A 21,310-nucleotide genomic window follows, 5' to 3' on the forward strand; every position below is an offset into this window, starting at 1 on the left:
ACGATTCAAAAAATTCACTACACAGTCAGTCACACAGTGCGCGGCACGACGGCTTCGCTGCGCCCCCGCCGCCCTGGTGGCCGACCGCTTCAGGATGTCTCCTGCCCGGGCGGACCGGCAGAACACCCCCGTATTCGGCGCGAAGGTCATGACGGGACCAGAACACCGGTCACAGCGGGATGGCCGAGGCCCGGCGCGTCGACGCACCGCCGGTCAGCCCGACTCTTCGGCCAGGGCCGCCTCAAGCGTGTCATGGACGCTGAAGACCGCATCCGCGCCGGTGATCTCGAACACGCGTGCCACCACCGACTGCATCCCGGCGAGCGCCACGCCACCACCGGCGGCCTCGGCCTTCAGCCGCGCACCCAGGAGCACGTTGAGCCCCGTGGAGTCGCAGAACTCCAGCCGCGCGCAGTCGATGACCAGGCGCTTGAATCCCTTGGCGAGGCAGTCCTCGAGCGGCTCACGCAACAGATCGGCGGTGTGGTGATCCAACTCACCCGCCGGGGTCACGACGGCACTAGAGCCCTCTTCCCGCACCTCCACCAGAAGCCGGCCAGACTGTGCGCTGCCGACTGTCCCGCGGTCCATGCCGTCTCTCTCTCCCGACGTCGTGACTGCTGCTGACGCCCTCGAACACTACGCCTTCCTCACACGCTTCGACACCCGAACAACCACACACAAACGGACATATGCCCACAGAACGCACTTGCGGCGGCCTCGGGAAAGCGGGTAGGCCTAGTAAGGACACGTAACCGACCACGGTCGGCTTTGGAGGCGCCGCACACCGCAGTGCACGTACTGGCTCCGGCAGCCATATGCCGAGAACGATGGAGGACATCATGTCACCCCGGCTCGACGCATCGCGTACCCAGAAAGCGACGTCGACACCCCCTCCGGAACATCTGGATCCCATCGAGCAGGTTGAGATGCTCGTCACACAGGACGACCTTCTCGCCGGACTTCCGGACATCCCCCCGTACGAGGAAGTCGACGCGGTCGACGCACGGGCTCTGTCCAAGACCCTCTTCGAGCGCCTCGAGTCGCTGGAGGAAGGCACCCACGAGTACTCGTACGTCCGCAACACGCTCGTCGAACTGAACCTCGCGCTGGTCAAGTTCGCCGCCTCCCGGTTCCGCTCCCGCAGCGAGCCGATGGAGGACATCATCCAGGTCGGCACCATCGGCCTGATCAAGGCGATCGACCGCTTCGAGCTGTCTCGCGGTGTCGAGTTCCCCACGTTCGCGATGCCGACCATCGTCGGCGAGATCAAGCGCTTCTTCCGCGACACCTCGTGGTCCGTGCGCGTACCGCGGCGGCTCCAGGAGCTTCGGCTCGACCTGGCCAAGGCCGGTGACGAGCTGGCCCAGAAGCTGGACCGCGCCCCGACGGTGACCGAACTGGCCGAGCGCCTCGGCATCTCCAACGACGAGGTCGTCGAGGGCATGGCCGCGTCGAACGCCTACACCGCCTCCTCGCTGGACGCCCAGCCGGAGGAGGACGACTCCGAGGGCGCGCTCGCGGACCGCATCGGTTACGAGGACCACGGGCTCGAAGGCATCGAGTACGTCGAGTCGTTGAAGCCGCTGATCGCCGATCTTCCGCCGCGCGACCGGAAGATCCTGTCGCTGCGCTTCGTCGCGGGCATGACCCAGTCGGAGATCGGCGAGGAACTGGGCATCTCCCAGATGCACGTGTCGCGTCTGCTGTCGCGGACACTGGTACGGCTGCGCAAGGGGCTGACCGTCGAGGAGTGATCCTCACTGGACAACGCTGTACCGGGTGACGCTGTCCTTCGGGGGCGGACCGAACGGTCCGCCCCCGACCATGACCCGCGTGAACACCGCTCCGGGTCCACACACCCAGGTCTTCGTCGGTCAGAGGACCCGCTCGCCGCGCCGCCAGACGCCGGTGACCAGCGGGACCCCCGGCCGGTAGGCCAGGTGGACGTGGCTGGGCGCGTCGAGAAGCATCAGGTCCGCGTACGCGCCCGGGGTGAGGCGGCCGATGTCGGTGCGCCTCAGGGCCGCCGCGCCGCCCGCCGTGGCCGACCAGACGGCCTCGTCCGGGGTCATGCCCATGTCCCGTACGGCGAGCGCGACGCAGAACGGGACGGACGAGGTGAAGGACGAGCCCGGGTTGCAGTCGGTGGACAGGGCCACGGTGACGCCCGCGTCGAGGAGGCGGCGGGCGTTCGGCCACTCGGCGCGGGTGGAGAACTCGGCGCCGGGGAGGAGCGTGGCGACCGTGCGGCTGTTCGCCAGGGCGTCTACGTCCTCATCTGTCAGGTGGGTGCAGTGGTCGGCGCTGGCCGCGTCGAGTTCGACGGCGAGCTGCACGCCCGGGCCGTACGAGAGCTGGCTGGCGTGGATACGGGGGTGCAGGCCGCGTGCCTTGCCGGCGGTGAGGATCGCGCGGGCCTGGTCGCCGTCGAAGGCGCCCTTCTCGCAGAAGACGTCGATCCAGCGGGCGTACGGGGCACAGGCGTCGAGCATCTCGCCGGTGACGAGGGCGACGTAGGCGGCGGGGTCCTCGGCGAACTCGGGGGCGACGATGTGGGCGCCGAGGTAGGTGACCTCGTCGGTGTGGCGGGCGGCGACGCGCAGGGCGCGGGACTCGTCGTGGGTCGTGAGGCCGTAGCCGGACTTCGTCTCGAAGGTGGTGGTGCCCTGGCGGAGGGCCTCGGCGAGGTAACGGGTGACGTTGGCCTCCAGTTCCTCGTCCGTCGCGGCGCGGGTGGCCGCGACGGTCGTGCGGATGCCGCCCGCGCTGTAGGGCCGCCCCGACATCCGGGCGTTGAACTCCTGCGTCCGGTCGCCCGCGAAGACGAGGTGGGAGTGGGAGTCGACGAAGCCGGGCAGGACCGCCCGGCCACCGGCGTCGACCCGATTGTCAGTGGCGGGTGCTTTGCTTTGATCACCGGTCCACGCGATGCGGTCGCCTTCGATGACGACGGCCGCGTCCTGGATCAGTCCGAGGGGGGAACTGTCACCCAGGGAGGGGTCATTGGTGACCAGAGCGGCGATGTTGGTGATGAGCGTGCTCGCGGTGCTCGCGGAGTGGGCGGGGCTGACGGTCGTCGCGTTGCTCATGGCGTCCTTGGTGGCCTGGTCGGCGGTGGGGTCGGGTTCGGGGGCCGACCGCTCGGAGGAGCGGCCCGGGGTCATCCGCGCAGGGCTTCGACGGCGTCCGCGAGGGCTTGCGGCACATCGGGTACGAGTGAGTGCACCCCGTCCCGTACGACGTGCCGACCTGCCACGACCGTATGCGACACGTCTGCTGCCGACGCGGCGAATACGGCCGTCTCGGCCCCGAGCCGCGGAAGCGGCCCTGCCGTCCTGACCGAGTCGAGCGCGATCGTCGTGAAGTCGGCGAGCGCGCCGGGCTCCAGGGCGCCCGCGTCCTCCCAGCCGAGAGCCGAGTGCCCGTCCGCCGAGGCGGCCCGCAGGAGGGCCGCCGCCGTCCAGTGGCCTCGGGTACGGGTGCGCAGGCGCTCGTTCAGCTCCATGGCGCGCGCCTCTTCGAGCAGGTCGATCACGGCGTGGCTGTCGGAGCCGAGAGAGAGCGGGGAGCCCGCCCGCTGAAGGGCGACGGCGGGCCCGATGCCGTCGGCGAGGTCCCGCTCGGTGGTGGGGCACATGCAGGTGCCGGTGCCGCTGCCGCCGATGAGGGAGATGTCCTCGGCCGTGAGGTGGGTGTTGTGGACGCCGGTGGTGCGCGGGCCGAGCACCCCGTGGTCGGCGAGCAGCCGGGCGGGGGTGCGGCCGTGGGCCTGGCGGCAGGCGTCGTTCTCGGCCGTCTGTTCCGACAGGTGCACATGGAGCGGGGTCCGCCGCTCCTCGGCCCACCGCGCGACGGTCGCCAGCTGGTCGGCGGGCACGGCCCGCACGGAGTGGATCGCCGCTCCGATCCGCGCGTGATCTTGTTCCTTGAGAACTGAACAGCGTTCGGCCCAGTCGTCCGCCGTGCCGTCGGAGAAGCGGAGCTGAGGGGCGGTAGGCGGCTGTCCGAAGCCGGAGGAGAGATAGGCGGTGTCGAGGAGGGTGATGCGGATCCCGGCTTCGGAGGCTGCCGCGATCAGGGCCTCGCCCATCGCGTTGGGGTCGGCGTAGGGGATGCCGCCGGGGGCGTGGTGGACGTAGTGGAACTCGCCGACCGCCGTGATGCCGGCCAGCGCCATCTCGGCGTACACGGCGCGGGCGAGGGCGTGGTAGGTGTCCGGGGTGAGCCGGGCGGCCGTGGCGTACATGACCTCGCGCCAGGTCCAGAAGGTGCCGGAGCCGACCTGGACGGTGCCGCGCAGGGCGCGGTGGAAGGCGTGGCTGTGGGCGTTGGCCAGTCCGGGGAGGGTGAGGCCGCGCAGGATTTCGGCGCCGGGGGGCGGGGCGGGTGTGCCGGGGCGGACGCCGACGATGCGGCCGCCCGCGACGTCGAGGGCCACGCCCGGCTCGACGGGGGTCCCCCCTGCTCGAGCGGAGCCGAGAGCTCGGGGGAGGGTGCCGAGCCAGGCGTGCTCCAGCCAGTACGTGCGCGTGGCTGCTGTGGTCACGTGCAGGCCAGTCCTTCCAGTACGTCGGCGAGTGCGAGTACCCCGGCCGCGCAGTCGTCCTCGGTGGCGAACTCGGCCGGTGAGTGGGAGACACCGGTGGGGTTGCGCACGAACAGCATGGCGGTCGGGATGCTCCCGGACAGGATCCCGGCGTCGTGTCCGGCCCCGGTGCCGAGGACGGGGACGGTGAGGCCGGTGTCCTTGCCGAGGATGCGGGCGAGTTCGTCGCGCAGGGCGTGGTCGAACTCGACGACGGGGGTGAACGACTCGCGGACAACGGCGAGATCGACACCGTGGGCGGCGGCGTACTCCCCGGCCGCCTTCTCGACGCCGGCGACCACGGCGTCCAGGCTGTCCTGGTCGGCGGCGCGCGAGTCGAGCCAGCCGCGCACGAGGGAGGGGATGGCGTTGACGCCGTTCGGCTCGACGGCGATCTTGCCGAAGGTGGCGACGGCACCGGCGAGTTCGGCCTCGCGGCGGGCGGCGAGGACGGTCTCGGCGTAGGACAGCATGGGGTCGCGCCGGTCGGCGAGCCGGGTGGTGCCGGCGTGGTTGGCCTCTCCCCGGAAGTCGAACCGCCACCGGCCGTGCGGCCAGATCGCGCTGGCGATGCCGACTCGGTCGCCGGACAGGTCGAGGGCCCGGCCCTGCTCGACGTGCAGTTCGACGAAGGCGCCGATGCGGGCGAGCCGCTCGGGGTCGGGGCCGATGGCGTCGGGGTCGTATCCGGCGGCCTCCATGGCGCGCGGCAGCGTCACGCCCTCGCCGTCGGTGAGCCGGTGGGCCTCCTCGCTGGTGAGCCGCCCGGCGGTGAGCCGGGACCCGACACAGGCGAGCCCGAACCGGGCGCCCTCCTCGTCACCGAAGTTCACGATGCCGAGGGGCCGGGTGAATCGCGCGTCCCGGCCGCGCAGTTCGTCCAGCGCGGCGAAGGCGGACACGACTCCTAGGGGGCCGTCGAAGGCCCCGCCGTCCGGCACGGAGTCGAGATGCGACCCGGTGACGACGGCGTCCCCGTCGGCGGGGTCACCGAGCCAGGCCCACTGGTTCCCGTTCCGGTCGGCCTCGTAGCGCAGTCCCCGGGCCACGGCTTGCTCTTCGAACCAGGCCCGGCAGTCGCCGTCGACACCGGTCCAGGCGAATCGCCGGTAGCCGTGGGAGGCGGGGTGGCGGCCGAGGGGGAGCAGGTCGCGCCACATCTGGTGGAAGGAGCTGCCGGTGGGAGCGGGCGGCGACGATGCGCCCGCCCCGACCGAAGGGTTGCCGTTCGGTCGGGTCACGCCGAGTCACCCTCACGCATCGGAACACGGACGCCCTTGTCCCGAGCCACCGACTCCGCGATGTCGTACCCGGCATCGACATGCCGGATGACCCCCATGCCGGGGTCGTTCGTCAGCACCCGCCGGATCTTCTCGCCGGCCAGCCTCGTACCGTCGGCCACCGTCACCTGCCCCGCGTGGATCGACCGTCCCATACCGACCCCACCTCCGTGGTGCAGGGACACCCAGGACGCCCCCGACGCCACGTTCACCATCGCGTTCAGCAGCGGCCAGTCGGCGATCGCGTCGGACCCGTCGAGCATGGCCTCGGTCTCCCGGTAGGGGGACGCGACGGAGCCGCAGTCGAGATGGTCGCGGCCGATGACGACCGGCGCGGCCAGCTCCCCGCTCGCGACCATGTCGTTGAAACGCTCACCGGCCTTGTCCCGTTCGCCGTAGCCGAGCCAGCAGATACGGGCGGGCAGGCCCTGGAAGTGGACCCGCTCCCCGGCCATGCGGATCCAGCGGGCCAGGGACTCGTTCTCCGGGAAGAGGTCGAGGATCGCCTTGTCGGTCTTGGCGATGTCGGAGGCCTCGCCGGACAGGGCGGCCCAGCGGAACGGGCCCTTGCCTTCGCAGAACAGCGGGCGGATGTAGGCGGGGACGAAGCCGGGGAAGGCGAAGGCCCGGTCGTATCCGGCGAGTTGGGCCTCTCCGCGGATGGAGTTGCCGTAGTCGAAGACCTCCGCGCCGGCGTCCATGAAGCCGACCATGGCCTCGACGTGCCCGGCCATGGACTCGCGGGCCCGGGTGGTGAAGCCGGCCGGGTCCTTGGCGGCGGCGTCGGCCATGTCCTCGAAGGCGGTGCCGAGGGGCAGGTAGGCCAGCGGGTCGTGGGCGGAGGTCTGGTCGGTCACGACGTCGATCGGGGCGCCCATGGCCAGCAGCTGCGGCACCAGTTCGGCGGCGTTGCCGAGGACGCCGATGGACAGCGGGCGGCGGGCGTCACGGGCCTCCACGGCGAGCCGCAGCGCGTGGTCGAGGGAGTCGGCCTTCACATCCAGGTACCGGTGCTCGATGCGCCGCTCGATCGCGCGCGGGTCGCAGTCGATGCAGATCGCCACACCGTCGTTCATCGTCACGGCGAGCGGCTGGGCACCGCCCATCCCGCCGAGACCGGCGGTCAGCGTGATCGTCCCGGCCAGCGACCCGCCGAACTTCTTCGCGGCCACCGCGGAGAAGGTCTCGTAGGTGCCCTGGAGGATGCCCTGGGTGCCGATGTAGATCCAGGAGCCGGCCGTCATCTGCCCGTACATGGTCAGTCCGAGGGCCTCCAGGCGGCGGAACTCCTCCCAGTTCGCCCAGTCGCCGACGAGGTTGGAGTTGGCGATGAGGACGCGCGGGGCCCACTCGTGGGTCTGCATGACGCCGACGGGGCGGCCGGACTGGACGAGCATCGTCTCGTCCTGCTTGAGGGTCCGCAGCGTCCGGACCATCGCGTCGAAGGAGCGCCAGTCGCGGGCGGCCTTGCCGGTGCCGCCGTAGACGACGAGCTTGTCGGGGTGCTCGGCGACCTCCGGGTCGAGGTTGTTCTGGAGCATGCGCAGGGCGGCTTCCTGCTGCCATCCCAGGGCGCTCGGTTCCGTACCGCGGGGTGCTCGGACGGGGCGGGGTCCTGACATGGTCTGCCTCCTGGTGGGTGCGTGGTGCTCCCGGCGGGTTGTTGCTGCGGTTATTCACATCCTGGACGTCTGAATAGAGCTAGTCAATACGTCCGGGGCTCGGCGCGGCGGCGCCATGGATGTTTGGCTGGATGCATGGGCGCACACATCGAGGCAGAAGAGGCACGCGACTCCGGCGCTTGGCGGGCGGCCCGGCGGGCCGAGGCGGTACGGGCCGCCGTGGAGCAGGGGCTGCTCGGGCCCGACAGCCCCATCGTCGGGCTGCTGGACGTCACCGGCATCCGGGAGTCGGCGGCGGAGCTGCGGGCGGCGTTCGACGCGGTCGTGGCGCCGGGCACGCCCGTGCTGCACGCCTTCGCGGTGAAGGCGACCCCGCTGGTGCCGGTGCTGCGGCTGCTGCGCGAGGAGGGCATCGGCGCGGAGGTGGCGAGCCCGGGCGAGCTGGCGCTGGCACGGGCGGCTGGGCTGGGCCCGGAGATGACGGTGCTGGACTCGCCGGCCAAGACGCCCGGGGAACTGCGCGAGGCGCTGGCGCTGGGCATCGCCGTCAACGCGGACAATCCGCAGGAGCTGGACCGCATCGACGGCCTGATGCGGTCCGCCGCCAGCCGCTCCCCACTCGGGATACGGGTGAATCCGCAGATCGGCGGGGGTTCCATCGCAGCGACGTCCACGGCCACGGCCACCTCGAAGTTCGGGGTGGCGCTGCGCGACGAGGGCGCCCGGGAGTGGGTCGTACGGGCGTATCTGGACCGGCCGTGGTTGACCCGGCTGCACGCGCACACCGGATCCCAGGGGGTCCCGCTGTCCCTGATGGCGCGGGGCGTGGCGGAGACGTACGAGCTGGCGGAGGAGATCAACCGGCGGACCGGGCGGCGGCAGGTCGACACGCTCGACATCGGCGGCGGGCTGCCGGTGAACTTCGCCTCGGACGCGACGACGCCGACGTACGCGCAGTACGCGCGGACACTGGCCGAGGAGGTGCCGGGGCTGTTCGGGGGGCGGTACGGACTGGTGACGGAGTTCGGGCGGTCACTGCTGACGAAGCACGGGACGGTCGTGGCGCGGGTCGAGTACGCCAAGAGCGCGGGCGGCCTGCCGGTGGCGGTCACGCACGCGGGCGTGCAGGTCGCGACGCGGACGGTGTACGCGCCGGGGGTCTGGCCGCTGAGGATCGCCGCGTACGACTCCAAGGGGCACCCGAAGGAGGGTCCGGCCGTGGTGCAGGACGTGGCCGGACCGGCGTGCTTCTCGGGCGACCTGCTGGCCGAGGGGTGTGCGCTGCCGTTGCTGGAGCAGGGGGACTTCGCGGCGGCGCTGGATACGGGGGCGTACTACTTCGCGCACCACTATGCGTACAACTCGCTTGTCCGGCCCGCGATTTACGGGTTCGGGCCGGGTCGGGAAGAGGGCGTCGCCTTCGCGGTGGTGCGCGAGGCGCAGACCGTCGAGGAGGTCGTGGCGGAGTCCGGAGGGGCGCAGGTCGATGCGCTGCTGGGCGACGCGTGGCCTTCGTAGCACCCGGTTGTTGCTGGTCGCGCCCGCGCGGCGGAGCCGCGGATAGGCACAGCCCCGCGCCCCTGAGTCCGTCTTCCCCTGCCCGCTTACACGAGCGCCGGGGTTTTCCTTCGCGCCCCGCCCGGTGCCGCGTCGCCCGCCGCGATGCCCGTGCTGCGGTACGCCTTGACCCGCTTGCCCGCGGGGCCGCCCGCGCCCCCGCGCAGCCAGTCCACCCGCACCCACAGCAACACCTCGTCCGCGCGCTCACGGCGGCCGAGCCACGCGGACTTCAGCCACAGGCCCGCGCCGCAGCCGGCCAGGAGCAGGCCGGCCGCGGCGGGTACGGCGAAGGCGCTGCCCAGGGCGGCGAGGAAGGCGAGCAGGAGCCACCAGCGGTGGGCGCGGCGCCAGTTGCGCGCGGTCACCGCGCGGTCCTGGAGTACGTCGTGCTTGCCGGCGCGGGCCGCGGACGCGGCCAGGGCGACGTACCGCTTGCGGCGTCCGTACGCCACGACGGCCGTCGCCAGGACGAACAGCGCCGCGCCGGCCAGGACGCCGATCCGGCGCCCGGTCAGCCCCGGCACCAGCAGGCCGATGCCGGCCGCGAACACACCCAGCCACCACAAGGGTGCCGCTCCCGCTCGTACGACGACGGCGACCCGAGCCAGCCCATGTCCTCCGCGCGTCACGTTCAGCCTCCGTTCAGTCTCCGAAGCGTCTGAAGGGCGTTTCAGGAGAGGCACATTAGCGACACAACGTGAGACGAGTCTGAGAAGCCGCCGTACGTGCCGTCAGTCGACGAACAGCCCCCGCGCCGCCGCCTGCACGTCGAACTCCTCCAGGCGGGACTGGGCCTCCGGCAGGTCGTCGCACATCGCCTCCAGCAGGACCCGGCCGAGCAGCATCGGGGCGCAGGCCGTGTCGAAGGCGAGGCCGGTGCCGACGGCGGCGGGGAGCAGCAGGTCGGACACCTTGGCCACCGGCGCGAAGGCGGAGTCGGCGACCGTGACGACGGTCAGCCCGGTCTGTCTGGCGTAGTCGAGGGTGTCGACGACCTCGCGGGGGTGCCGGGGCAGCGCGAAGCACAGCAGTGCGGTCGCGCCGGCCCGGACGGCGGCGTCGATGCGGTCGTGCAGCATCGTGCCGCCCTCGTTGAGGAGCCGCACGTCGGGGTGGACCTTGGCGGCGAAGTAGGCGAAGCCGTGCGCCTGGGCGGCTGCCGCCCGCAGTCCGAGGACGGGGAGGGGGCGGGAGGCCGCGAGGAGACGCCCCGCCCGCCGCACGGGCCGGGGGTCGGCCAGGGCCTCCGCCAGGTGCCGCAGGTTCTCGATCTCGGCCTCGACGGCCTGCTGGTACTCGTTGGAGGACCCGGCGTCCGCGGCGGGTTCGGCGGGGGCGACCTCGCGCAGGTGGCGGCGCAGGGCCGGGTAGCCGTCGAAGCCGAGGGCGACGGCGAAGCGGGTCACGGACGGCTGGCTGACCCCGGCCAGCTCGGCGAGCTCCACGCTCGACAGGAACGGCACGTCGGCGGCGCGCCGCACCATGCTGTGCGCGATGCGCCGCTGGGTCGGCGTCAGCCGGTGGCCCTCGAAGAGCGCCTGCAACCGCGCGGCAGGGCTGTCGGTCACGCTCATGACGTGCTCCCCCTCGCCTATTCAGTAGCTGAGGATTCTGCATAAGCATATGCAGACCAGACCGGCAAGCGGGACCGGCGAGGCCGCCCCCCGCTGAGTGCGGAGGCCTGAAATGGGCGCGTGAACCTCAAAGTGATAGTGCACTGAGTGAACCGTGTCCACCGGCGGAGGTCGCCAACCTGATGGGAAACCCTGGTCTCAGCGGTTGCCCGTGGTTCGCGTGAGCCAGGCACCGTCGGCGCGGGTCAGCTCGTCACGCGGAAGGCATGGGCGGCCATCTCGGCTGGGCAGGCGAACAGCACGTCGGGGCAGATCTTGCGGAGACTGTGCGGCCCGGCCACACGGCGGCTCGAAAGGCTAGCCGCAGCGACATCGCCGCACTGCGAGCGGGGCGAGGGCGGACGCCGGATCCGCCCTTCCCGAAAGACAGGGACCACCGCCTCACGATCGGCCACAAGCAACCGACCCGGGCAGCCGGACCTCGGCCGAACGGCGGATTGCGAAGGCGTGCGACGGCCGGGCAGAGTCCAGCGGCTCGTTCAGTCACACAAAACTCAACGAGAAACGACAAAACCATTGACCTGTTCCTGTCTCACCTCTACTTTTCTGACCGATTCACTGCACCTAGTTCGACCGGTCGGACAAGCAGTGCCAGTGGCCCCGCACTCAGCCCCTCAGGCCTGCTCTCTCTCCTGAGCGCTTTCTCCCCTTCCGCACGTCCTCGTTGGAGAGTCGATGAGCACAAGCCCCCGGCCGGACTCCCAGCCGTCGCGCCGACGCTTCCTCGGCATGACCTCCGGAGCTGGCCGACCGCTCTTACCGCCCACATGAGTCGGTCAACTACACCTGGCCGTCCAGATCACTCAACTTCCCGACCTGTTACCTCAGGCACTCGATCTACGCCCGGCGCATAGCCCCGACTCCCGCCGCCAGCGACCGCGCGAACGCCGCTTTCTCCAGCGTCGACTGACGCCCTGTGGCTGACCGCGGCACCCCAGGCCCATCGCCCTGGCGCGGTCAGCGACCTTTATCCCCTTTCCTCCCTTTCCTCCCCTTGGAGAGCCGTATGTCCCGCACAGCTCTACACAGATGGGCCAGACGCGTAACCATCCAGGTCCTCACCGCCGGACTCGCCGTCGCCGGTCTGGCGAGCCTCGACCGGCAGGAGCCGTCGGCGCCCCTGGCCGTCGAACCGACCGCCGTCAGCACCAGCCAGATCGACGTCACCCCGCCGCCGATGGGCTGGGCGTCCTGGAACAGCTTCGCCAGCAGCATCGACCACACCGTCATCAAGCAGCAGGCAGACGCCCTGGTCTCCTCCGGCATGGCGGACGCCGGCTACGAGTACGTCAACCTCGACGACGGCTGGTGGCAGGGCGACCGCGACGCCAACGGCAACATCGTCGTCGACGAGACCCTGTGGCCCGGCGGCATGAAGGCCATCGCCGACTACATCCACAGCAAGGGCCTGAAGGCCGGCATCTACACCGACGCCGGCAAGCAGGGCTGCGGCTACTACTACCCCACCACCCGCCCCGCCGCGCCCAACACCGGCATGGAGGGTCACTACCAGCAGGACCTGGAGACCTTCCAGCGCTGGGGCTTCGACTACGTCAAGATCGACTGGTGCGGCGGCCAGAAGGAGGGCCTCGACCAGGAGAAGACGTACAAGGCCATCACCGCCGCCAACGAGGCCGCCACCGCCGTCACCGGGCACAAGCTCGTGCTGTCCTTCTGCGAGTGGGGCACCGGACTGCCCTGGAACTGGGCCACCGGCTACGGCGACCTGTGGCGCACCAGCACCGATGTCATCTTCTGGGGCCAGACCGCCAACACCGCCAAGATGCTCGCCAACTTCGACAAGGGGCTGCACCCCGCGGCCCAGCACACCGGCTACTACAACGACCCCGACATGCTGATGGTCGGGATGAACGGCCTGAGTGACGCTCAGAACCGGCTGCACATGAGCCTGTGGGCCATCTCCGGCGCCCCGCTGCTGGCCGGCAACAACGTGGCCACGATGAGCACCGCCACCCGCGACATCCTCACCAACTCCAAGGTCATCGCCATCGACCAGGACCCCAGGGGCCTTCAGGGCGTCAAGGTCGCCGAGGACACCCGCAACCTCCAGGTGTACAGCAAGGTCCTCTCAGGCAAGGGCAAGCGCGCGGTGCTCCTGCTCAACCGCACCGGCTCCGCCGCGGACATGACCGTCCGCTGGGCCGACCTCGGTCTGACCGATGCCTCGGCGTCCGTCCGCAACGTGTGGACCGGCACCAAGACGAAGTACCACACCACGAGTTACTCCACCACCGTCCCGGCGAACGACGCCGTGCTGCTGACGGTCTCCGGCACCGAGGCGTCCGGCACGACCTACGAGGACACCACCACCGCCACCACACCGACCTTCACCGGCGTCACAACCGCCTCCGCCGGCACCAAGCTGGTCGACATCACCTACGCCAACGGCGCCACCACCGCCAGCAAGGCCACCATCCAGGTCAACGGGCAGTACAAGTCCGTCGTGGCCTTCCCGCCGACGGGCTCGGCGACCACCTACCGGACCGTGTCCGTGCTCGCCCACCTGGGCAAGGGCGACAACACCGTGCGCTTCGCAGCCGTCTCGGGCAGCACAGCCCCCGACATCGACGCCATCCGGGTCCAGGGGATCCCCGGCACCGACGGCGTCGCCCTCGTGGGCACCGCCTCCAACCGCTGCGTCGACATCGGCAACAACACCATCACCAACGCCACCCAGGCGCAGATCTGGGACTGCGCCGGCGGGCGCAACCAGACCTTCACCCAGACGTCACGCGGCGAGCTGGTCGTCTACGGCAACAAGTGCCTGGACGCCGACAACAACGGCACCACCAACGGAACCAAGGTCATCATCTGGGACTGCAACAACGGCACCAACCAGAAGTGGACCGCCAACTCCGACGGCACCCTCACCAACAACCTGTCCGGCCTCTGCCTGGACGTATCGGGCGCGGCGACCGCCAACGGCAGCAAGCTGCTCCTGTGGACCTGCAACGGCCAGAACAACCAGAAGTGGACCCTCACCTGACCTGACGCCGCCACGGTGTGACGTCACCGTGCCGATCACGAACCCGATCCCGGCAACCGAACCTCCGGTTGCCGGGATCTCTTTAAGGTCAGATCCCTCCCCGCCAGGACACCTCGTCACGGAAGAGGGGACGGCCGTCGGGCAGTGCGGTGGGGGCTTCCTGGACTGTGTGCGCGAACAACGGCATCCGCAGCTCCCCCGTGTCCGTCACCACGCTGTTCTGCGAGCGGTGCAGCCGTGCGTATGCCCCGCCCCACGCCAGCAGTTCGTCGTGGCGCCCCGTCTCCACGATGCGGCCGCGGTCGACGACGAGGATGCGGTCGGCGTCGGGGGCGAGGTTGAGATCGTGGGTGATCATGATGGTCGTACGGCCGGCCATGAGTCGGCGCAGGGGCTTGACGACCCGGCGGGCGGCCATCGCGTCCAGGCCGGTCGTCGGCTCGTCGAGGACCAGGACCGGGGAGTCGCGCAGGATGGCGCGGGCGATGGCGAGGCGTTGCAGCTGGCCGCCGGACAGGCGGGCCGAGTTGGGGTCGACCTTCGTGTCGTATCCCTCGGGCAGCCGCATGATGAACTCGTGCGCGTCGGCCGCCTTCGCCGCCTCGATCAGGGCCTGATCGCTGGCGCCCGGACGGCCGCAGGCGATGTTCGCGCGGACGGTGTCGTGCAGGACGAGCGTCTCCTGAGGCAGCAGCGTCACGTACTCGCGCAGCCGCGCCAGCGGGAAGTGCCGCAGGGGTACGCCGTCCAGCAGGACGTCGCCCGCGTCGGAGTCGTAGAAGCGGAGCAGGAGCTTGGTGACGGTGGACTTGCCCGCGCCGCTGGGTCCGGTGACGATCACCAGCTCGCCCGGATGGACCGTGAAGGACAGCCCCTGCAGGGCCGGGGCGTCGGCGCCGGGGTAGCGGAAGGACACCTCCCGCACCTCGATCAGGCCGTCGGGGCGGCCGGTCTGCGCGGGATGCCGGGGGTCGGTCACCGCGGGCGGCACGTCCAGGATCTCGATCAGCCGCTCGGCGCCGGCCGTGGCCGCCGTGACGGTCAGCCCCAGCTGGGCCAGGCCCCGCACCGGCGGATAGAGGTAGCCTAGGAAGGCGGCGAAGGCGAGGAGCTGGCCCAGCGTCATGCGGCCCGCGGAGATCTCCCAGGCACCGATGCCGATCACCGCCAGCACGCACACCGTCTCGATGACCTGCACCAGTTGCTCGTACGCCTCGTTCAGGCGCGTGGAGCGCACGGAGGCGCGGAACCAGGCGTTCGCCTCCTCCCGAAGCCGCCGCCGCTCGGCGTCCCGGCGGTCGTAGGCCTGGGTGAGGACGATGTTGCCGAGCGACTCCTCCACGACGGAGGTGATCGCGCCGTCAGCGACCCGGCCCGCGCGCGAGACGTCCTTGATGGAGCCGGAGAAGCGGCGCGCCGCCAGCCAGAACAGGGGCGCGAGGACGAAGGTTGCGGCGGCCAGGTCCCAGCGCAGCCAGAAGGCGGCGGCCGCGTAGAAGAGGGCGCTGAAGACGGCCGAGGCCGCGCCCACCAGCCCGGACACGACCATCGTCTCGATGGCCTCGACGTCACTGGTCAGGCGGGACAGCAGGTCGCCCTGCCGGTGCCGTTGGAAGAAGTGCGGCGGCAACCGCTGTACGTGGTCGAAGACCTGCTCGCGCAGCCGTATCACGAAGCGCTCGGCCACCCACGCGGCCAGGGAGTTCCCGGCGTACGCGACGGCCGCGCCGGCGATTGCCACGCCCAGCCACTTCACGGCCGGGCCCCAGAACGCGGACAGCGAGCCCTTCCGCAACGCGTTGTCGGTGAGGTCGCTGAAGACGAGGATGGCCTCGGTCTCTGCGAGTGCGGCGAGCACCGTGCACACCCAGACGACCACCAGCCACCGCCTGAGCCCCTTCGTCAGCGGCCAGAAGCGGCGGAAGGCGGCGCGAGCCGGAATGGTGGGGGTTTCCCCGTATTCGAATTCGTCGTCCTCGTCGCCGCCCGACCAGGAATGCGCTTCTTCTTGCACGACTATTCCCCTCCGCCCGCCTCCGGCAAGGACGCGACAGGTTCACGAAAAACGCGAGGCCCGATTTCACTGAAAAGAGGGCCGACGGAATTCCGTCGACCCTCTCACCGCTCACTCAGTTGTCGCCGCCCGGGATGGGCTTGGGCGCCAGCGGCTTGGGGTGCTTCTTCTTGGGCTTCGGCTTCGGCTGGGGCGGCAGCTGCTTCAGCTTGGCCTTCGGGGGCAGCGGGGCGAGCTTCTTGAGGCTCATTCCGACTCCTTGAGAGTGGTGCAGTACTGATGGCGCGAGAATTCTCTACGGATACGGACGGGGATTTCGTTCCGGATCGTCACCCGGGATATCCCCGCCGCCCGACACCGAAGAACTTACACGGCTCCGATCCCAAGGAATGGCAAAGTCGGCGATGTGACGGCAAACAAGCGCTGTGAATACCTTGGTGATTGCTGAGCGAGGCGGCTGAACCTGAGAATCTTCTTATGAACCTGAGAGCAGGCTGAAGAAAGCTGAGAAGCAGCTTTGAAGTCGCCTCCTCGGCGACGGGGCGGTCAGCGGCCCGGCGCCCGGTCCAGCAGCGGGCCGAGCGGGAAGTCCCGCCCTCGGTACTCGACGGCCTCGCCGCCCGTGCCGACCTCGCAGCGCAGCAGTCCCGGCCGATGGTGGGACTCCTTCAGCGTGTCGGTGATGCCGCGCAGGTCGTCGACTCTCATTCACAGCGGCCGCTTCTCCCCCGCGCCGCCATCCGCCCGGCAGCCCCAGCCCGGACAGGGGGGCTAACCCCAGTGCGGCCGGCGCCCCGGCTTCCTACCGTGAATGACATGACCGGAATGGACGCGCGGGACACCGACCTGAAGAAGGAACTCGACGCCACCCTGCACGCGCGCAGGGAGCTGGGCGAGGAGTACGAGTCCGCGCTGGTCGACTCGTTCCTGGAGAAGGTCGACCAGCGGATCGACGGCGCGGTGGAGCGCCGGGTGCGCCGGCAGCTCGCCGAGCAGCAGATGCAGACGGCCCGGGACTCCCGGTCGCCGGGGGCCACGGACTCCTGGGGCGAGCGCTTCGGCTTCGGGATCGTCTCCCTCGTCCTCGCGGTGCCGCTGTCCGCGATCGGCGGGGGCGTGGCCCATCTGCCCGGCCTGCTCACCGCCTGGGCGGGCATCGTCGGCGTCAACGTCGTACAGGCCGCCCGCACCAACCCGGGCCTGTTCGGCGGCCGCCGCAAGTCCTCCCAGAACAGTGACTGGGAGGACTGAGCGGGCACACGCCGTTGCAGCTCCGGCACCCGGTCGCGGGAGTTGGATGACGAGCCGGGCCGGCTGACACCCGTACAAAGAAATGCGCGGGGACCGCCGCACCCCCGTGACCGGGGGGCGGGACGACGGCGGTCCCCGCGTAAGACGCGGGCCTGGTCAGGCCGGGCTTGCGCGTCTGTGACGTCGGTGGAGGTCCGGGAGCCGCTCCGGAGGTCCTTGACGCCAACGGCGCCGGCCGGGGCGGGGAGCCGCTCCCGCCCTGCCGACACCCACTAATGTGCAGGACCCGTGTTAAGCGGGTGCTGCGCGAACGTGTCGCGCTCGTACCACTTCCGCGAAGTCCACGAAGATCGCGGACGAACGGCAAGTGCACCGAGTTCGCGGGCAGTTCACCGGACGTTCGCCGTCACTTCGCGGACCGGGCGAGGAAGGACAGCAGGTCCTGCCGGCTGACCACACCGGTCGGCTTGCCCTCGACGAGGACGATCGCCGCGTCCGCCTTGCCGAGGACGGCCATCAGGTCGGCGACGGGTTCGCCGGAGCCGACCTGGGGCAGCGGGCCGGACATGTGCTTCTCCAGCGGGTCGTCGAGCGAGGCGCTCTTGCTGAACAGCGCGTCCAGCAGCTCGCGTTCCACGACCGAGCCGACGACCTCGGCGGCCATCACGTCGGGGTGGCCCGCGCCCGGCTTGACGACCGGCATCTGGGAGACGCCGTACTCGCGCAGCACCTCGATGGCCTGGCCGACCGTCTCGTCCGGGTGCATGTGGACGAGGGAGGGCATGCGGTCGCCCTCCTTGTCGTTCAGGACGTCGGCGACGCGGGCGCTGGGGCCCGCGTCCTCCAGGAAGCCGTAGTCGGCCATCCACTCGTCGTTGAAGATCTTGCTGAGGTAGCCGCGGCCGCTGTCCGGCAGCAGGACCACGACGACGTCGTCCGGGCCGAGCCGCTCGGCGACCTCCAGGGCGGCGACGACCGCCATCCCGCAGGAGCCGCCCACCAGCAGGCCCTCCTCCTTGGCCAGGCGGCGGGTCATCTGGAAGGAGTCCTTGTCGGACACGGCCACGATCTCGTCCGCGACGGTCCGGTCGTAGGCGGTCGGCCAGAAGTCCTCACCGACACCCTCGACGAGGTACGGCCGCCCGGAACCGCCGGAGTAGACGGACCCTTCGGGGTCGGCGCCGATGACCTTCACCTTGCCGTCGCTGATCTCCTTCAGATAGCGGCCGGTCCCGGAGATGGTGCCGCCGGTGCCCACGCCCGCCACGAAGTGGGTGATCCTCCCCTCCGTCTGCTCCCACAGCTCGGGGCCGGTGGAGTGGTAGTGGGAGAGGGGGTTGTTCGGGTTGGAGTACTGGTCGGGCTTCCAGGCGCCGGGCGTCTCACGGACCAGCCGGTCGGAGACGTTGTAGTAGGAGTCCGGGTGCTCGGGGTCCACGGCGGTCGGGCAGACGACGACCTCGGCGCCGTACGCGCGCAGCACGTTGATCTTGTCGGTGCTCACCTTGTCAGGGCACACGAAGATGCACTTGTACCCCTTCTGCTGCGCCACGATGGCGAGGCCCACCCCGGTGTTCCCACTGGTCGGCTCGACGATGGTGCCGCCCGGCTTGAGCGCGCCGCTCTCCTCGGCCGCCTCGATCATGCGCAGGGCGATGCGGTCCTTCACGGAACCGCCGGGGTTGAAGTACTCCACCTTGGCCAGGACGGTCGCCCTGATGCCCTTGGTCACGCTGTTGAGCCTCACCAGCGGGGTGTTGCCGACGAGACTGATCATCGAGTCGTGGAACTGCACCGTTGTCTCCGGTTGCCGCAGAAGTGGTCGTAGTTGGTGCCGCCAGCCTAGGCCCTGCCGGTCATCCGTGACGGTCGTTCACTCGCTGTCGAGATTGGGCGACGGTCTGTACGGGGCAAGCACTGGGTGTACGGGTTCGAGGAGGTGGCGGCGGCGCATGACGAGCATGTCGAGGGCGCGGGTGGCCCGGCGTATCGCGGCGGGCGCGGCGTACGGCGGTGGCGGGATCGGGCTGGCCGGGGCGGCCGCCGTGGGGCTGCTGCTGGCGGAGGTGCAGCTGGCGCGGCGCCGGGTGGGCAACGGCACGTCTCCTCATGTGCCGAACGCGGACGGGCTGTACGGCCGTACGTACACCGTCCCCACCGACGTACCGCTGCGGCTGACGATGCTGGGCGACTCCACGGCCGCCGGCCAGGGCGTGCACCGGGCCGGGCAGACCCCGGGGGCGCTGCTGGCCTCGGGCCTCGCGGCACTGGCGGAACGCCCGGTGGAGCTGCGCACGGTGGCGACGCCCGGGGCCCGCTCGGACGACCTGGACCGCCAGGTGGCCCTGGTGCTGGCCGATGCCGACCCGGTGCCCGACATCTGCGTGATCATGGTCGGCGCGAACGACGTCACCCACCGCATGCCCCCGACCCGCTCGGTCCGCCACCTGTCCTCGGCCGTACGGCGGCTGCGCACGGCGGGCGCGGAGGTCGTGGTCGGCACCTGCCCCGACCTGGGCACGATCGAGCCGGTCCAGCAACCCTTGCGCTGGCTGGCCCGACGGGCCTCCCGCCAGCTGGCGGCCGCCCAGACGATCGGAGTCGTCGAACAGGGCGGCCGCACCGTGTCCCTGGGCGACCTGCTCGGCCCCGAGTTCGCCGCGAACCCGCGCGAGCTGTTCGGCCCGGACAACTACCACCCCTCCGCCGAGGGCTACGCGACGGCGGCGATGGCGGTCCTGCCGACCGTCTGCGCCTCCCTCGGCCTGTGGCCGGCCGAGGAGGAGCGCCCGGACGCCTCCCGCCGCGAGGGGTTCCTGCCGGTGGCCCGGGCGGCGGCGGAGGCCGCGTCGGAGGCGGGAACGGAGGTCGCGGCCGCGATGCCGAGCGGGCCACGGGGCCCGTGGGCCCTGCTGAAGCGTCGGCGACGCCGGCGGGTACCCGAGCAGGAACCGGCCCCTGTCACACCCTCCAAGTGAGGGAAGTCCGGGAGCACCCTGGAAAAGCAAGCGCTTAGAAAACTGCGGTCAGGGTCACACCGCCACACCCGTGACCCAGACCATACGTACGGGTAACTTCCCAGACAGCCCAGCCAGACCACCCGGTACGTCAATGGAGCCGTGATGCCCGAAGCCGTGATCGTCTCAGCCGCCCGCTCCCCCATCGGCCGCGCCGTCAAGGGCTCCCTCAAGGACCTCCGCCCGGACGACCTCACCGCCACGATCGTCCAGGCCGCCCTGGCCAAGGTCCCCGAGCTGGACCCGAAGGACATCGACGACCTGATGCTCGGCTGCGGCCTGCCCGGCGGCGAGCAGGGCCACAACCTCGGCCGCATCGTCGCCGTACACATGGGGATGGACCACCTGCCGGGCTGCACCATCACCCGGTACTGCTCCTCCTCCCTCCAGACCTCCCGCATGGCCCTGCACGCCATCAAGGCGGGCGAGGGCGACGTCTTCATCTCGGCCGGCGTCGAGATGGTCTCCCGGTACGCCAACGGCAGCTCGGACATGCCCGGCACGCACAACCCCCTCTTCGCCGAGGCCGAGGCCCGCACCGCCGAGGTCGCCCAGTCCGAGGGCTCCACCTGGCACGACCCGCGCGAGGACGGCCTGCTGCCCGACCCGTACATCGCGATGGGCCAGACCGCCGAGAACCTGGCCCGCGCCAAGGGCATCACCCGCCAGGACATGGACGAGTTCGGCGTCCGCTCGCAGAACCTCGCCGAAGAGGCCATCAAGAACGGCTTCTGGGAGCGCGAGATCACCCCGGTGACCCTCCCCGACGGCACGGTCGTCTCCAAGGACGACGGCCCCCGCGCCGGCGTCACCCTGGAGGGCGTCCAGGGCCTCAAGCCGGTCTTCCGCCCCGACGGCCTGGTCACGGCCGGCAACTGCTGCCCGCTGAACGACGGCGCCGCCGCGCTCGTGATCATGTCCGACACCAAGGCCCGCGAGCTGGGCCTCACCCCGCTCGCCCGCATCGTGTCGACCGGCGTCTCCGGCCTCTCGCCCGAGATCATGGGCCTCGGCCCGGTCGAGGCGAGCAACCAGGCCCTGAAGCGGGCCGGGCTGACCATCGACGACATCGACCTGGTCGAGATCAACGAGGCGTTCGCCGCCCAGGTGATCCCCTCCTACCGCGACCTGGGCATCCCGCTGGAGAAGCTGAACGTCAACGGCGGCGCCATCGCCGTCGGCCACCCCTTCGGCATGACCGGCGCCCGCATCACCACCACGCTCATCAACTCGCTCCAGTTCCACGACAAGCAGTTCGGCCTGGAGACGATGTGCGTCGGCGGCGGCCAGGGCATGGCCATGGTCATCGAGCGCCTCAGCTGAGCACCGCACCGTAG

At 70.9% G+C, this 21,310-nt stretch carries 16 protein-coding genes and 1 pseudogene; 6 read left to right on the forward strand and 11 right to left on the reverse strand.

Going from position 1 to position 21,310, the window contains the following annotated elements; genetic code table 11:
- Positions 1 to 213: 213 nt before the first annotated feature.
- Positions 214 to 591 (reverse strand): STAS domain-containing protein, encoded by a 378-nt coding sequence (locus V8690_RS16650; protein ID WP_338779680.1) that lies wholly within the window; start codon positions 589 to 591, stop codon positions 214 to 216.
- Between the two features lie 239 nt (positions 592 to 830).
- Between V8690_RS16650 and V8690_RS16655 the strand changes: the two genes are divergently transcribed.
- Positions 831 to 1,757, forward strand: coding sequence for an RNA polymerase sigma factor SigF (locus V8690_RS16655; RefSeq protein ID WP_338779681.1), 927 nt, complete (start codon positions 831 to 833; stop codon positions 1,755 to 1,757).
- A gap of 120 nt (positions 1,758 to 1,877) precedes the next feature.
- Here the strand turns inward: V8690_RS16655 and hutI are convergent, their stop codons facing one another.
- The 4 genes from hutI to hutU form a co-directional block, all read right to left on the reverse strand.
- Complete coding sequence (gene hutI, locus V8690_RS16660) at positions 1,878 to 3,167, reverse strand: imidazolonepropionase (protein WP_338779682.1); 1,290 nt, start codon at positions 3,165 to 3,167, stop codon at positions 1,878 to 1,880.
- Entirely contained in the window at positions 3,164 to 4,519 is a 1,356-nt protein-coding gene (locus V8690_RS16665; protein ID WP_338785378.1) for a formimidoylglutamate deiminase, read from the reverse strand. The genes hutI and V8690_RS16665 overlap by 4 nt, the downstream gene beginning before the upstream one ends.
- Positions 4,520 to 4,545: 26 nt before the next feature.
- The gene (locus V8690_RS16670; protein WP_338785379.1) at positions 4,546 to 5,748 is read right to left on the reverse strand and encodes an allantoate amidohydrolase; all 1,203 of its coding nucleotides are present in this window, start codon (positions 5,746 to 5,748) and stop codon (positions 4,546 to 4,548) included.
- A gap of 77 nt (positions 5,749 to 5,825) precedes the next feature.
- Complete coding sequence (gene hutU, locus V8690_RS16675; RefSeq protein WP_338779683.1) at positions 5,826 to 7,490, reverse strand: urocanate hydratase; 1,665 nt, start codon at positions 7,488 to 7,490, stop codon at positions 5,826 to 5,828.
- A gap of 135 nt (positions 7,491 to 7,625) precedes the next feature.
- Here hutU and V8690_RS16680 point away from each other — a divergent pair, with 135 nt between their 5' ends.
- The gene (locus tag V8690_RS16680) at positions 7,626 to 9,008 is read left to right on the forward strand and encodes a diaminopimelate decarboxylase (RefSeq protein ID WP_338779684.1); all 1,383 of its coding nucleotides are present in this window, start codon (positions 7,626 to 7,628) and stop codon (positions 9,006 to 9,008) included.
- An 86-nt stretch (positions 9,009 to 9,094) separates the two neighbouring features.
- Here the strand turns inward: V8690_RS16680 and V8690_RS16685 are convergent, their stop codons facing one another.
- Entirely contained in the window at positions 9,095 to 9,679 is a 585-nt protein-coding gene (locus V8690_RS16685; protein WP_338779685.1) for a hypothetical protein, read from the reverse strand.
- A 102-nt stretch (positions 9,680 to 9,781) separates the two neighbouring features.
- Entirely contained in the window at positions 9,782 to 10,624 is an 843-nt protein-coding gene (locus V8690_RS16690; RefSeq protein WP_338779686.1) for a MurR/RpiR family transcriptional regulator, read from the reverse strand.
- Positions 10,625 to 11,690: 1,066 nt separating this feature from the next.
- Between V8690_RS16690 and V8690_RS16695 the strand changes: the two genes are divergently transcribed.
- Entirely contained in the window at positions 11,691 to 13,691 is a 2,001-nt protein-coding gene (locus tag V8690_RS16695; protein WP_338779687.1) for a ricin-type beta-trefoil lectin domain protein, read from the forward strand.
- An 88-nt stretch (positions 13,692 to 13,779) separates the two neighbouring features.
- On the opposite strand, the gene V8690_RS16700 is transcribed toward V8690_RS16695, so the two are convergent.
- The 3 genes and pseudogenes from V8690_RS16700 to V8690_RS16710 form a co-directional block, all read right to left on the reverse strand.
- Complete coding sequence (locus tag V8690_RS16700) at positions 13,780 to 15,705, reverse strand: ABC transporter ATP-binding protein (protein ID WP_338779688.1); 1,926 nt, start codon at positions 15,703 to 15,705, stop codon at positions 13,780 to 13,782.
- 115 nt (positions 15,706 to 15,820) lie between these two features.
- Complete coding sequence (locus V8690_RS16705) at positions 15,821 to 15,955, reverse strand: hypothetical protein (RefSeq protein ID WP_338779689.1); 135 nt, start codon at positions 15,953 to 15,955, stop codon at positions 15,821 to 15,823.
- 296 nt (positions 15,956 to 16,251) lie between these two features.
- Positions 16,252 to 16,407 (reverse strand): annotated as a pseudogene (locus V8690_RS16710) (peptidoglycan bridge formation protein FemAB); the annotation flags it as partial.
- Positions 16,408 to 16,530: 123 nt separating this feature from the next.
- On the opposite strand from V8690_RS16710, the gene V8690_RS16715 reads away from it, so the two are divergent.
- Entirely contained in the window at positions 16,531 to 16,956 is a 426-nt protein-coding gene (locus V8690_RS16715) for a hypothetical protein (protein ID WP_338785380.1), read from the forward strand.
- Between the two features lie 406 nt (positions 16,957 to 17,362).
- Here the strand turns inward: V8690_RS16715 and V8690_RS16720 are convergent, their stop codons facing one another.
- Positions 17,363 to 18,751 (reverse strand): cystathionine beta-synthase, encoded by a 1,389-nt coding sequence (locus tag V8690_RS16720; protein ID WP_338779690.1) that lies wholly within the window; start codon positions 18,749 to 18,751, stop codon positions 17,363 to 17,365.
- Positions 18,752 to 18,908: 157 nt separating this feature from the next.
- Here V8690_RS16720 and V8690_RS16725 point away from each other — a divergent pair, with 157 nt between their 5' ends.
- Both V8690_RS16725 and V8690_RS16730 read left to right on the forward strand, forming a co-directional pair.
- Positions 18,909 to 19,934 carry an SGNH/GDSL hydrolase family protein gene (locus V8690_RS16725; RefSeq protein ID WP_338779691.1) on the forward strand — a complete coding sequence of 342 codons (1,026 nt, stop codon included), beginning with the start codon at positions 18,909 to 18,911 and terminating at the stop codon, positions 19,932 to 19,934.
- Positions 19,935 to 20,078: 144 nt separating this feature from the next.
- A complete protein-coding gene (locus tag V8690_RS16730; protein ID WP_338779692.1) occupies positions 20,079 to 21,296 on the forward strand; it encodes an acetyl-CoA C-acetyltransferase in 1,218 nt (405 codons plus the stop codon).
- The last annotated feature ends 14 nt before the right edge of the window (positions 21,297 to 21,310 follow it).

The organism is Streptomyces sp. DG1A-41 (assembly GCF_037055355.1).
GTDB lineage: Bacteria > Actinomycetota > Actinomycetes > Streptomycetales > Streptomycetaceae > Streptomyces.